Source organism: Streptomyces sp. NPDC056600 (assembly GCF_042792855.1).
In the GTDB taxonomy this organism is placed as follows: Bacteria; Actinomycetota; Actinomycetes; order Streptomycetales; family Streptomycetaceae; genus Streptomyces.
Genome location: NZ_JBHTVQ010000110.1, coordinates 1 through 12,586, shown reverse-complemented (window position 1 = coordinate 12,586; position 12,586 = coordinate 1). Strand labels below are relative to the sequence as shown.

9 protein-coding genes are annotated in these 12,586 nt (G+C 74.9%); 8 read left to right on the top strand and 1 reads right to left on the bottom strand.

Annotation, left to right across the window (positions count from 1 at the left end):
• Positions 1-61: 61 nt before the first annotated feature.
• Positions 62-1,420, bottom strand: coding sequence for a diaminopimelate decarboxylase (locus ACFRAV_RS30620; RefSeq protein ID WP_382560660.1), 1,359 nt, complete (start codon positions 1,418-1,420; stop codon positions 62-64).
• A gap of 314 nt (positions 1,421-1,734) precedes the next feature.
• Here ACFRAV_RS30620 and ACFRAV_RS30615 point away from each other — a divergent pair, with 314 nt between their 5' ends.
• From ACFRAV_RS30615 to ACFRAV_RS30580, 8 genes are all read left to right on the top strand, one after another.
• On the top strand, positions 1,735-2,667 hold the full coding sequence (locus ACFRAV_RS30615) for an alpha/beta hydrolase family protein (RefSeq protein WP_382560657.1): 933 nt from the start codon (positions 1,735-1,737) through the stop codon (positions 2,665-2,667).
• Between the two features lie 341 nt (positions 2,668-3,008).
• A complete protein-coding gene (locus ACFRAV_RS30610; protein ID WP_382560654.1) occupies positions 3,009-5,768 on the top strand; it encodes a LuxR C-terminal-related transcriptional regulator in 2,760 nt (919 codons plus the stop codon).
• Between the two features lie 213 nt (positions 5,769-5,981).
• Positions 5,982-7,250, top strand: coding sequence for a PucR family transcriptional regulator (locus tag ACFRAV_RS30605; RefSeq protein ID WP_382560651.1), 1,269 nt, complete (start codon positions 5,982-5,984; stop codon positions 7,248-7,250).
• 325 nt (positions 7,251-7,575) lie between these two features.
• Positions 7,576-8,406, top strand: a complete 831-nt coding sequence (locus tag ACFRAV_RS30600; protein ID WP_382560648.1) for an ABC transporter ATP-binding protein — start codon at positions 7,576-7,578, stop codon at positions 8,404-8,406.
• Positions 8,403-9,227, top strand: coding sequence for an ABC transporter ATP-binding protein (locus tag ACFRAV_RS30595; protein ID WP_382560645.1), 825 nt, complete (start codon positions 8,403-8,405; stop codon positions 9,225-9,227). The genes ACFRAV_RS30600 and ACFRAV_RS30595 overlap by 4 nt, the downstream gene beginning before the upstream one ends.
• Positions 9,224-10,120, top strand: coding sequence for a branched-chain amino acid ABC transporter permease (locus ACFRAV_RS30590; protein WP_382560642.1), 897 nt, complete (start codon positions 9,224-9,226; stop codon positions 10,118-10,120). The genes ACFRAV_RS30595 and ACFRAV_RS30590 overlap by 4 nt, the downstream gene beginning before the upstream one ends.
• Positions 10,113-11,255: a branched-chain amino acid ABC transporter permease gene (locus ACFRAV_RS30585; RefSeq protein ID WP_382560639.1), complete on the top strand. Its 1,143-nt coding sequence runs from the start codon at positions 10,113-10,115 to the stop codon at positions 11,253-11,255. The genes ACFRAV_RS30590 and ACFRAV_RS30585 overlap by 8 nt, the downstream gene beginning before the upstream one ends.
• Entirely contained in the window at positions 11,252-12,532 is a 1,281-nt protein-coding gene (locus ACFRAV_RS30580) for an ABC transporter substrate-binding protein (RefSeq protein WP_382560636.1), read from the top strand. Before ACFRAV_RS30585 ends, ACFRAV_RS30580 begins: the two co-directional genes overlap by 4 nt.
• The last annotated feature ends 54 nt before the right edge of the window (positions 12,533-12,586 follow it).

The window sequence follows — 12,586 nt, the reverse complement described above, 5'->3', positions numbered from 1 at the left end:
CCGGACTTCCGGTGCGGGCGCCGACGTGTGCGGAAACGGTCCGCCGGACGGCGGACCCGGCTCAGCCCGCCGTGCCGCCGAGCCCGTCGAGCAGCGCGTCGGCGTGGTCCAGTCCGCACTCGCGCACGATCTCCTCGATCGTCTGGGCGGTGCGCACCGTGGTGAGGACCGGGCGGCCGTCGTCCCCGGTGCGGAATCCGTGCACCGCGGGCCTCGGCAGGCTGTTGTAGCTCCACGAAGCGGTGAAGCAGTAGGCGCCCGCGTCGTGCAGCACCACCCAGTCGCCCTCGGCGAGCTCCGGCAGCTCCCGGCCGTGCGCCACCACGTCCCCGGCGAAGCACAGCGGCCCCGCGACGTCCTGCTTGGTCGCCGGCGAGTTCTTCGGCCGCCCGTCGGGGCCGTGGGCGGTCACCCGCAGTGCCCACGCGTCCGGCAGCAGCACCGTCCGCGTCACGACGTGTCCGCCCGCGTGGGTGAGGGCCACCCGGCGTCCGCCCGCGTCCTTCACGTACTCCACCCGCGCGGCGAGGAAGCCGTTCTTGGCGAGCAGCGACCGGCCGAACTCGGTGACCAGCGCGTAGCGTCCGTCCAGCAGCGCGGGCTCCGCCTCCCGCAGGGCGGCCACGTACTCCGCGTGCGTCGGCCGGACCTCGTCGTCGTCGAAGTTGACGGGCAGACCGCCGCCGATGTCCAGCCCGGTGACCCGCCGTTCGCCCAGCCGCGCGTCGATCGTGGCCGCCAGGCGGTGCGCCACGGCGACGCCCTCGGCGATCAGCGGCAGCGGGCAGCCCTGCGAACCGACGTGCACGTGGAGGCGGGTCAGCCACGGGTACCGGGCGAAGGCCTCCACCACCCGCTCCTCGGCCCCCGGATCGCGCAGCGCCACACCGAACTTGGAGTGCTCGGTGGCGGTGCTGGTGGCCGCGATCGAGCCCCCGCCCACCTGCGGATTGACCCGGATCCCCAGCACGGACGCGCAGTCCGCCGGACGCAGCCGCGCGATCCGCTCCACCTCCGTCAGGTTGTCGGCGTTGACCGCGACCCCCAGCTCCAGGGCCTCACGCAGCTCCGCCTCGGTCTTCACGGGGGAGTCGAGGACGATCCGGGCGGGCTCGAAACCGGCGGCCAGCGCCAGCCGGAGCTCACCGGGGCTCGCCACCTCGCACCCCATGCCCGTCGACGCCAGCAGCCGCAGCACCGGGACCAGTGGGCAGGCCTTCGCGGCGAAGGTGTGCAGCACCTCCGGCACCCCGGCGAACGCCTCGCGCAGCCCGTCCACCGCCCGCAGGATGCCCGCGGTGTCCAGGAAGCCGGCCACCGGCTGCTCCGGGCCGAGCAGTCCGGTCGCCACGGCCCGCTCCAGCACGTCGGCGACGGTGATCGGGGCGCCCTTCACGGGCGACGGCGCGGCAGTGTTCACAGTTGACTCCTCATCGGCACGACGACGTTCCGGTAACCGGCGCCGCACCCGCGACGAGGGCGGCGCTGCCTACACCCTCTCTCTTCCGGCCCTCCGGTACCAGGGGCGAAGGCGCAGCTCACAGAGGCGATCGGGGTGCCGCGCGGCCCACCGGGCGCGGTGACACCGGTGATTTTGCCGATGTACGCGCGGCGCGGGCGGCCCGACAGTGACGTAGCCAGTCAGCGGCGGCCCCGCCGATGGCGCGGACACGTCAGAGCGAGGCGTGCCGGGACCACGCAAGGGGGCTGCCTCGTCAGAGAGGACGACTCGTCGTGCAGCACTCGCAGAGCAGCGCGTCCAACGACGCCACCCCCACGCCGGCCGGCCGCCGAAGCCGTCTCGGCCGCATCGCCGGCCTGTCCGCCTCCGTGGCCGCCGCCGTCGCCTTCAGCACCCTCGCGGCGCCCGGCGCCACCGCGGCCGACAACCCCTACGAGCGCGGCCCGGCCCCGACCAACTCGAGCATCGAGGCCCTGCGCGGCTCGTACTCGGTCTCCAGCACCTCCGTCTCGTCCCTGGTGAGCGGCTTCGGCGGCGGCACCATCTACTACCCGACCACCACCAGCGACGGCACCTTCGGCGCCGTGGTCATCACCCCGGGCTTCACCGCCTACGAATCATCCATCTCGTGGCTCGGCGAGCGGCTCGCCTCCCAGGGCTTCGTGGTCTTCACCATCGACACCAACACCACGATGGACCAGCCCGACTCCCGCGGCGACCAGATGCTGGCGGCGGCCGACTACCTGACGCAGAGCAGCTCCGTGCGCAGCCGCGTCGACGCCACCCGCGTGGCCCTGATGGGCCACTCCATGGGCGGCGGCGGCACCCTCGAGGCGGCCAAGGACCGGCCCTCCGTCAAGGCCATCATCCCGATGACCCCCTGGAACCTGGACAAGACCTGGTCCGAGATCCGGACGCCGGCGCTGATCTTCGGCGCCGAGTCCGACACCGTCGCCCCGGTCGCCTCGCACTCGGAGCCGTTCTACACGAGCATCCCCTCGACCACCGAGAAGGCGTACCTGGAGCTCAACGGAGCTTCCCACTTCGCGCCCAACACGTCGAACACGACGATCGCGAAGTACAGCATCTCCTGGCTCAAGCGCTGGGTGGACAACGACACCCGCTACTCCCAGTTCCTCTGCCCGGGCCCCAGCACCGGTCTCTTCAGCGACGTCGAGGAGTACCGCAACACCTGCGCCTTCTGACGCCTTCCGACCCGGGGGACCCCGACGGCGGCCCCGCCCCGCCCGCGGCCCCCCGGCCGCCGGGCGCCCCCGCCGGCCTCGGGGGGCCCCCCCCCCCGCCCGCCCCGGGGCCGCGGCCCCCCGCCCCCCGCCCCGCCGGGGGCCCCCGCGCGGGGGCCCGCGCCCCCGGCGCGCCCCCCGTCCGGCGTTCCGCCGGCTCGGACTTCGGGGTCCCCGCCCGACGGACGGCCATGTGCCGGCGCACAGCCCGCCGTCGCCCCCCGTGGACGGCCACACACGCGCCCGGTGAGGGCCGGACCGCATACTTCCGGCGGGCTTTACTCCTCCGTAACATCGCGGGAATGACCGGACAGACGACCGTCATCAGCCCCCCGCGAACCCACGGCCGCAGCGAGGAACTGCGCGCGGTGGCCGCGACCCTGACGAACCGTCTGGAGGGCGACAGTGCCGTCCTCCTCCTCGCCGGCGAGCCCGGACTGGGACGCACCACGCTCCTCCAGGACGTGGCCCGCTCCTTCCGCGCCGGCCCTGTCCTGCGGGTCGGCGCGACCGCCGCCGAGTCCCGCCTCCCCTACAGCGGCGTGCACGCCGTGCGCTGCGCCGCCGCCCCCGTCGTGGGCGGCCCGCCGCACGTGCCGAGGACCCCCGAAGGGCTCCTCGACCTGCTGCGGACCGCCGCCGACGGCGGGCCCCTGCTGCTCTGCGTCGACGACGCCCACCTGTGGGACGCCCCTTCCCGTGCCGCGCTCGGGTTCGCGGCCCGCCGCCTCCCCGCGGCCGGCCGTGTCGGCCTGCTGATCTCCGTCACCCGCCACCACGCCGCCGACCCGGACTTCGCCGGGCTGCCCGTCCTGCGACTGGGCCCGCTGGCACGGACCGCCGCCGGGGCGCTGCTGGAGGACCTCGTGCCCGACGGCGTCGACCCGGCCGTCGGCGACGAGCTCCTCACGGAGGCCGACGGCAACCCCGCCCTGCTGCACGCCCTGGTCCGCCGCCTGGGGCCCGACGAGCTGAACGGCGCCGCCCTGCTGCCCCGCCCCCTCGCCGACGCGGCGGTGCTCGCGTCGGTGGTGGGCGAGAGCCTGGCCGGGCTGCCCGACCACCTGCACGACCTGCTGCTCGTGGCCGCCGCGGCGCACGAGACCGCCCCGGCCGACGGACGGCCGGGCGTCGACGCCGACCTGGTGCTGCGCGCCGCCGCCCGCCTGGGCCCGGCCGCCGCCGCGCCGCCCCGCACCGAACGGGCCGCCGACCTCCTGGTGCGGGCCGACGGCCGGCTCCGCTTCACGGGCACCCTGATCCGCCGGGCCGTGCACGCGGGCGCCCGCCCGGAGCGCCGCCGCGCCGCACATCGCGCGCTGGCCGCCGTCCTGACCGCTGACGGCCGCCGCCTGCCCGCCCTGCTCCACCTCGCCCACTCCGTCGGAGCCCCCGACGCGGCGCTCGCCGGCGACCTGGCCCGCAGCGCCCTCGACCCGGCGACCGACGCCACCCACCTCCAGCGGGCAGCCGCCCTCTCCCGGGCCGCCGACCTCACCCCGGAGGTCACCCGGCGCGCCGAACGCCGCACCGCCGCCGCCGAACAGGCCCTGCTCGCCGGCCGCCCGGCGCAGGCGCGCGGGCTGCTCGCCGACGCGGGCGGCCCCGACGCCCGGGCCACCGTGCGGGGCCGCGCCGAACTCCTGCGCGGCGTCATGACACTGGGGGACGGGCCCGTAGCCGACGCCCACGCCTCGCTCCTGTTCGCCAGGTCCCTCCTGGCGGGCGAGGCGCCCGAGCTGGCGCTGGCCGCCACTGTCGCCGCCGCGGACGCCGCCTGGGCGGCCGGGGACCTGACCGGCTGCCTGTCGGCGCTGGCGAGCGCGACGGCGACCGCGCCCGCCCCAGGTCCCGGCCGGCCCGCCCCGGTGCGGGACTACCTCACCGGTCTGCGCGCCATCCTCGAGGCGCGGCTGGCCGACGCCGCCCGCCCGCTGCGCCGTGTGCTCGACCATGGCTGGACCCAGGACGAACCCGAGGCGCTGCATCGCGCCGCCACCGCCGCGTTGCTGCTCGGAGAGGTGGACACCGCCTGCCGAGCCGGCGCCCGCGCCCTGGCCGCCGCCCGCGCCCGCGGCCAGGAGGCCTTCGTGCCCCAGACCCTCGAATACCTCGCCTACGCCGAACTGCGGGCCGGAAGGCACGCCCGCGCCCGCGCACACGCCGAGGAGGGCCTGCGCTCGGCCCTGCACTCCCGGCGGCGCAACACCGCGGCCCACCACCGGGCGATCCTCGCCCTGGCCTCCTCGATCGAGGGCGACGTCGAGGAGGTGACGGCCCAGGCCACCGCCGCGCTGGCCACCGCGCGCAGTCACGGCCTCGCCCAGACCGCCACCCTGGCCGAATGGGCCACCGGGCGTGCCGAGCTGGGCCGTGGCAGGCCCTCCGAGGCCGCGGCCCGCCTCGGCCCCCTGGTGCGGCCCGGCCGCACCGGAGGCCACTTCGCCGTCCGGGCGCTGGTGATGCCCTGCTTCGCCGAGGCCGCCGCGCTCGCCGACCGCGCGGACGAGGCCCGCATCGTGGTCGAGGAGTTCGAACTGTGGGCGGACTTCGGCGCCGACCCCCAGGCGCCCGCCCAGCTCGCCCGCTGCCGGGCCCTGCTGGCCCCGCCCGACGACCCCGACAGCGCGGACACCCTCTACCGGCACGCCCTCGAACTGCACGAGCAGGCCGGGGGAGACTTCGAGCAGGCCCGCACCCAGCTGCTCTACGGCAAGTGGCTGCGCCGTCGCCGCCGCCCCCGCGAGGCCCGCGGCCGGCTCCGCGACGCTCTGCACATCTTCGACCGCTGCGGCGCCCGCGTCTGGGCCGACCAGGCGCGTGCCGAACTACGGGCCAACGGGGAGGCGCCCGCCGCCCCGCAGGACGGCGCGCTCTCCCGCCTGACGCCCCAGCAGCAGCGCATCGCGCGCTGCGTGGCCGGCGGCGACACCAACCGGGAGGTCGCCCAGCGCCTTTCGGTGAGCACCCGCACGGTCGATCACCACCTGCGCAACATCTTCGCCGTCCTCGGCGTCCGCTCCCGCGTCGAGCTCGCGCGCATGGTCGGCATGGAGCGGTAGCGGCCGTCCCCGGCGTGGCACTCACAGGAAAACCGTCGGTAACAAATGAGCAACTAGGTGCACAACTCTAGGGACCGACCGGACGGTATGTCATTCTTCGAGCAGGACGAGTCAGGTGACGGCCGCAACGCGGCCCCCGGACCGTGGGGGCCGCAGCACCATGGCCGTCGCGCGCGTACTGCCGGGGAGAGCCGACCTCGGAGGAGGATCGCGATGTACCAAGCCGTACGGTCACGAGGAGCACTGCGCCCCGCGACGAGCGCCGTGCCACAGCCCCGTTCGCCGCGTTTCCGGTCGCTGATCGACGCGGAGGCGCTCGGTGTGCTGCACCGCAGCGCCCGGGCCGTGCAGGGCGCCCTGCCGGACCTCACCGACCGGCTGGTGGCGGGGCTGCGCGAGCAGGAGCCCGCCTACCGGGCGGCCATGGAGGCCGACCCCGCCGGCACCTGGCAGGAGGCCCACGGCTCCCTGCGGCACAGCGTGGCATCCCTCCTCGACCCGCGCACCGCCCGGGAGGAGGCCCGCCGCTGCTCGTGGAAGATCGGCGCCACCCGCGCCGAGCACGGCTTCCCGCTCGACGCCCTGCTGCACGCCTTCCGCCTCGGCGGCTCCCTCGTGTGGCAGGCGCTCGTCGAGGAGACCTCCCGAAGCGCCCCCGACGACGTCCGGCTCCTGGTCCACGTCGCCGCCGACGTCTGGAACTTCGTCGACGAACACTGCACCCTCGTCGCCGACGCCTACCGGCAGGTCGAACGCCGCCTCGCCTGGCGCCGGGAGAACCGGCTGCGCCTGCTCACCGCCGCCCTGCTGGACGGCACCAGCCGCATCGCCGACCTCCCCGAGGCGGCCGAGGCCCTCGGGCTGCCGGAACAGGGCCGCTACGCCGTCGTCGCGGTCAGCGCGGGCGCGGCCGCCGAGAGCGCCGCCGCCCGCTCCGCCGCCGTCCCCGCCGGCCTGCACGCGCACTGGCACACCGGCGTCGACGTCGACCACGGCATCGTGCTCCTCGAGGACGACGCCGACCTGCGGCGCCTCGCCGCGCAGGACCCCCCGCAGGGCGCCCGCGTCGGCGTCGGCCTCGGCGTCGACGGCCTGGCCGCCCTCGGCGACGCCCGCCGCCACGCCGACACCGCCCTCGGCATCTGCCCCGAGGCCGGCGGCTCGGTGCGCCTGCACGAACAGCTCCCCAGCGCCCTGCTGCTCTCCAGCCCCGAGCTCGGGCGCGCCCTCGCCGAGGAGGTCCTCGGCCCCCTGCTGCGCCTGGAACCCTCCGACCGCGACCTGCTCCTGGACACCCTCGCCGCATGGCTGGATTGCGACGGTTCCGCGCAGCGCGCCGGGGCCCGTCTCTACTGTCACCGCAACACCGTCCTGAACCGGCTCCGACGCTGCGAACAGCTCACCGGCCGTTGTCTGACCCGCCCGGCCGACGTCGTCCAGGTGAGCCTCGCGCTGGCCGCCGGCCGCCTGCTGCGCCCTTGACGCGGCGCCCTCCGAGCACCACCCCCGTGCCCCGGACCGCGTGACGGCGGCGGTCCGGGGCACAGCCGTGCCCACGACCGCCCGCACCGCCTCCCACCTGCCCACGGGCCGCCACTGGGCACCCGCACAACCCGCCCCGGAAACCGTTGGCCGCCCGCCGCGAGCATGGCTTTTCCGCTGTACCGGCACCCTCCGCGCGTGCTGATCTGTGCACCACTTCCGCACGGACGAACGACGACCCCGTGCCCGGACCCCGGTCTGTCGGGGCCACCCTCAACGGCCCAGCCCCGGCCCCGGTCGCGCGGCACGCAACCAAGGAGCAGTGATGCCCCGAGCATCGGACGAGGCGTCCACCCTCAAGGTGGAGAACCTCGACGTGACCTACGGACGCGCGGTCTCCGCACTGCGCTCCGTGAGTCTGGACGTGCCGCCCGGCAGCGTCGTCACCCTGCTCGGCGCCAACGGCGCCGGCAAGACCACCCTGCTGCGCGCGGTGTCCGGAACCCTGCGCCTGCACCGTGGCGCCGTCACCGCGGGCGCCATCCGCTACGGGAACACCGTCCTCGACGGGCAGGACCCGGTCGCCGCGGTGCGCGCCGGAGTCGTCCAGGTGCCCGAGGGCAGGCGGGTCTTCGCCGGACTCACGGTGGACGAGAACCTGCGCTCCGGCGGGCTCGGCCTCGGCCGGCGCACCCCCGAGCGCATCACGGAGGGCCGCGAGCGGGTCTTCACGCTCTTCCCCCGCCTGGCCGAGCGCACCCGGCAGCAGGCCGGCCTGCTCTCCGGCGGAGAGCAGCAGATGCTGGCCATCGGACGCGCCCTGATGGCCGCGCCGAAGCTCCTCCTGCTGGACGAGCCCTCGCTTGGTCTCGCCCCGCAGATGGTCGAGCGGATCGCCGAGGTCGTCCGCGAGATCAACGCCCAGGGCACCTCCGTGCTGCTGGTCGAGCAGAACGCCGGCATGGCGCTCGCCCTCGCCGACCACGCCCACGTCCTCGAGGTGGGCGAGGTCCGGCTCTCCGGCCCGGCCGCCGAACTGGCCCGCACCGACGCCGTCCGCCGCCTCTACCTCGGTGAGGCAGACGCGCCGGAGGACGCCGCCGGGCAGGCCGCCGACGAGGCCGCCCCCGGCAGCCCGGAGAGGGGAGCGGCATGAACCCCCGCACCACCGCGACCGCGCGGCCCGAGGCGCCCAGGCCTCTGGAGGTCGACGGCGTCACCGTCCGCTTCGCCGGACTCACCGCGCTCGACGACGTCTCCTTCACCGTGGCGCCCGGCTCCGTCCACGCCGTGATCGGCCCCAACGGCGCCGGCAAGTCGACCTGCTTCAACGTCCTCTCCGGTCTCTACCGGCCGGCCGGCGGAACCGTCCGCTACGGCGAACACCTCCTCACCGGCCTCGCCCCGCACCGCATCGCCGCCCTCGGCGTCGCGCGGACCTTCCAGAACATCGTCACCACCGAGGGCACCGTCGGCGACAACCTGATGCTCGGTCGCCACGCCCTCACCCGCGCCGGCTTCGTCTCCTCCGCGCTGCACCTGCCGCACGCCGTCCGCGAACAGCGCGCCCACCTCGCCCGGGCCCGCGAGATCGCCGAGATCGTCGGCCTGGAGCGCCACTTCGACCAGCCGGTCGCGCTGCTGTCCTACGGCGACCGCAAGCGGGTCGAGATGGCCCGCGCCCTGTGCCTGGAGCCTCGGGTCCTCCTGCTCGACGAACCGGTCGCCGGCATGAACACCACCGAGCGCGCGGCGGCGGTCGAGGTCATCCGCACCGTCCGCGAGCAACTCGGCCTGTCCATCGTGCTGGTGGAGCACGACATGGGGCTGGTGATGCGTCTCGCCGACGAGGTCACCGTCCTCGACTTCGGCAGGCGCATCGCCCACGGCACCCCCGACGAGGTCCGCCAGGACCCCGAGGTGCTGCGGGCCTACCTCGGCACCGGCGCGGACACGCCCGGAAAGGAAGCGGCATGACCGGCCTGCTCGACACCCTCCTGGCGGGCCTCGCCCTCGGAGCGGTCTACGCCCTGGTGGCGCTCGGCTTCGTCATCATCTTCAAGGCGTCGCACGTCATGAACTTCGCCCACGGCTCCCTGCTGCTCTTCGGTGGCTACCTCACCGCCGTGCTCCACGACGACCTCGGCTTCGCCGGGGCGCTGGCGGTCGGCGTCCTCGCCACCGCGGCCCTGGCCGGCGTGATCGACCGGGTCCTGCTCCAGCGCCTGCCGCAGGACCCCAAGGCGGCGCACGTCGCCACCATCGTCACCATCGGCATCGACATCCTGCTGGTCACCGACCTCGCCCGCAGGATCGGCGGCGACCTGCTCCCACTGGGCGACCCCTGGGGCGACACGGTGCGCACCCTCGGCCCGGTCACCGTCGCCGACAGCCGACTCGCCGCCATCGCGGTCTCCGCCCTGGTCATCGGCGTCGTCTTCGCCCTCTTCCGGTACAGCCGCTGGGGCCTGTCCCTGCGCTGCGCCGCCGAGGACACCGAGGCCGCCGCCCTCCAGGGCATCCGGCTCGGCCGGACCCGCATGCTCGCCTGGTGCCTGGCCGGAGCCCTCGCCGCGCTCGCCGCGGTCTTCCTCGCCGCCTTCCCCGCCACCGGCCTGGAGCGCACCACCGGGCAGATCGCCCTCAAGGCGTTCCCCGCCGCCATCCTCGGCGGCCTCGCCTCACCCGTGGGCGCCCTGGCGGGCAGCCTGGTGATCGGCCTGACCGAGGCCTTCGTCATCACCTACCAGAGCGACCTGCACGTCCTCGGCGACGGCCTGAGCGACGTCGCCCCCTACGTGGTCATGGTCCTGGTGCTGCTGGTGCGGCCCAACGGACTGTTCGGAGCGAAGGGAGCGGTCCGTGTCTGACGCCGCCAAGCCGCTGGTGCGCCTCGCCGGAATCCTGGTTCCGCTGCTGGTGCTGTGCGCGCTGCCGCTCTACCTGGAGTCCTACTGGCTGCGGATCGGCCTGTTCTCCATGGCCGCCGCGATCGGCGCCATCGGGCTGACCCTGCTGTCCGGGACCGCCGGCCAGCTCTCCATGGGCCACTCCTTCTTCCTGGCCGTCGGCGCCTACGGCTACGTGTACTTCTCCGGCGACCCCGGCCCCGGCCTCCCGCCGGTGATCGCCATGGTGCTGGCCGTGCTGCTCGCCGGAGCGGCGGGCGGACTGTTCAGCCCCGTCGCCGGCCGGGTGAAGGGCATGTACCTGGGCATCGCCACCCTGGCGCTGGTCTTCATCGGCCACCACCTGATGCTCACCATGGACGGGGTCACCGGCGGCTTCAACGGCCGCTCGGTGGCGCCGATGGAGATCGGCGGCCTCGTCCTGGACGCCGGCCAGGACGACCTCACGGTCATGGGCGTGCCGTTCGGCGCCGAGGAGCGCCTGTGGTACTTCGGCCTGCTCCTGCTGGCGTTCACCTGGTTCACCGCCCGCGGCCTGCTGCGCGGCCGCCCGGGCCGGGCCCTGGTGGCGCTGCGCGACAGCGAGACCGCCGCGTCCGTCATGGGCGTGCCGGTGGCCCGCTACCGCTCCTCGGCCTTCGTCGTCTCCTCCATGTACGCCGGCCTCGCCGGAGTGCTGCTCGCGCTGTCCTTCCGGCGCGTGGTGCCCGACTACTTCGGGCTGGTCCTGTCCATCGACTACCTCGCCATGATCGTCATCGGCGGTCTGGGCTCGGTGGCCGGAGCCGTCGCCGGGGCGTTCTTCGTGACCGCGCTGCCGCTGGTGATGGCCAAGTACGCCGACCAGCTTCCCCTGGTCGCCGCCCCGGGCTCCCCGGACGGATCGCTCGGCCCCACCGAGGCCTCCCGCTACCTCTACGGCGCCGCGATCGTCGTGGTCCTGCTGTGGGCCCCCGACGGCCTGCACGGACTCGTCCGCCGGCTCCTTCCACGGGCGCGGCCCACACCCGCCACGCCGCCTCCCGACACCGGGCTCGCCGAGCCCGTCACCACGTCCGCAGTTCCCGTCGCCACAGTCAAGGAGCACACCCCGTGAACGCAACGCCCCGTGCGCACCGTCGCGCCACCCGCATCACCGCCGCCGCGGCCCTGTCGGCGCTGCTCGTCGCGGGCTGCAGCAGCAAGGCCGAGGACTCCAAGGGCAAGGAGGGCGCGGGCGGCATCAAGGGCGGCCCCGGCGTCACCGACACCACCATCAGGATCGGTTCGCTCACCGACCTGACCGGCCCGTACGCCACCCTCGGCGAGTCCATCACCAACGCCCAGAAGATGTGGGCCGACGAGGTGAACGCCGACGGCGGCATCTGCGACCGCAAGGTCGAGATCACCGTCAAGGACCACGGCTACGACGTCCAGAAGGCCGTCGCCGCCTACTCCGAGGTGGCGCCCGACTCGGTGGCCCTGTCGCAGGTCATCGGCTCGCCGGTGGTCGCCGCGCTGCTCGACGACATCAAGAAGGACCAGATCCTCACCTACCCGCAGGCCTGGTCCGCCTCCCTGCTGGGCATCGAGCCCGTCCAGGTCACCGGCACCACCTACGACGTCGACATGATCGCCGGCGTCGACTTCCTGACCCGCGCCAAGGGCATCGAGAAGGGCGACAAGGTCGGGCACGTCTACTTCGAGGGCGACTACGGCGCCAACGCCCTGGAGGGCTCGAAGTGGGCGGCCGCCAAGGCCGGGCTGGAGATCGTCGAGCAGAAGATCAAGCCCACCGACCAGGACCTGTCGGCCCAGGTGGCCGCGCTGCAGAAGGCCAAGGTCAAGGCGGTCCTGATCAGCGCCGGCCCGGTGCAGACCGCCTCGCTGGTGGGCGTCGCGGCCTCCCGCGGCCTGAAGGTGCCCGTGGTCTCCAACATCCCCGGCTACTCGCCGCAGCTGATGGCCTCCGAGGCCGCTCCCGCGCTCGAGGGCATGCTGAACATGATCAGCGCCGCCCCCGCGGTCAACGCCGACATCCCCGGCGTGAAGGAGATGGTCGAGAAGTACAAGAAGGCCTACCCGAAGGCGGCCGTCGACACCGGCGTGCTCTCCGGCTACAACACCGCCCAGCTCCTGGGCCTCGCCCTGGAGAAGGCCTGCGAGAACGGCAGCCTGGCCCGTGAGGACGTCGTCAAGGCGCACCGTCAGCTCACCGACGCCGACACCGGCCTCGGCACCCCGCAGAACTTCGGCGACGTCAAGCGCCCGGCCGCGGTCGAGAACTACGTCCTCAAGCCGTCCAAGGACGCGCTGGGCGGGGCGGAGATCGTGGAGGAGGCCCGGGTCGCCCCGGGCGTCGAGGACTACCTGAAGGAGAAGGGCCGCGCCTGAGCCGTCCCCGCACGACCCGCACGACGCACGGAGGGCGGCCCGCACCCCACGGGG

Bases quoted from the DNA above. Each gene is read 5' to 3' on its own strand.
- ACFRAV_RS30610 (WP_382560654.1), top strand. From the start codon at position 3,009: ATGACCGGACAGACGACCGTCATCAGCCCCCCGCGAACCCACGGCCGC.
- ACFRAV_RS30605 (WP_382560651.1), top strand. From the start codon at position 5,982: ATGTACCAAGCCGTACGGTCACGAGGAGCACTGCGCCCCGCGACGAGC.
- ACFRAV_RS30600 (WP_382560648.1), top strand. From the start codon at position 7,576: ATGCCCCGAGCATCGGACGAGGCGTCCACCCTCAAGGTGGAGAACCTC.
- ACFRAV_RS30595 (WP_382560645.1), top strand. From the start codon at position 8,403: ATGAACCCCCGCACCACCGCGACCGCGCGGCCCGAGGCGCCCAGGCCT.
- ACFRAV_RS30590 (WP_382560642.1), top strand. From the start codon at position 9,224: ATGACCGGCCTGCTCGACACCCTCCTGGCGGGCCTCGCCCTCGGAGCG.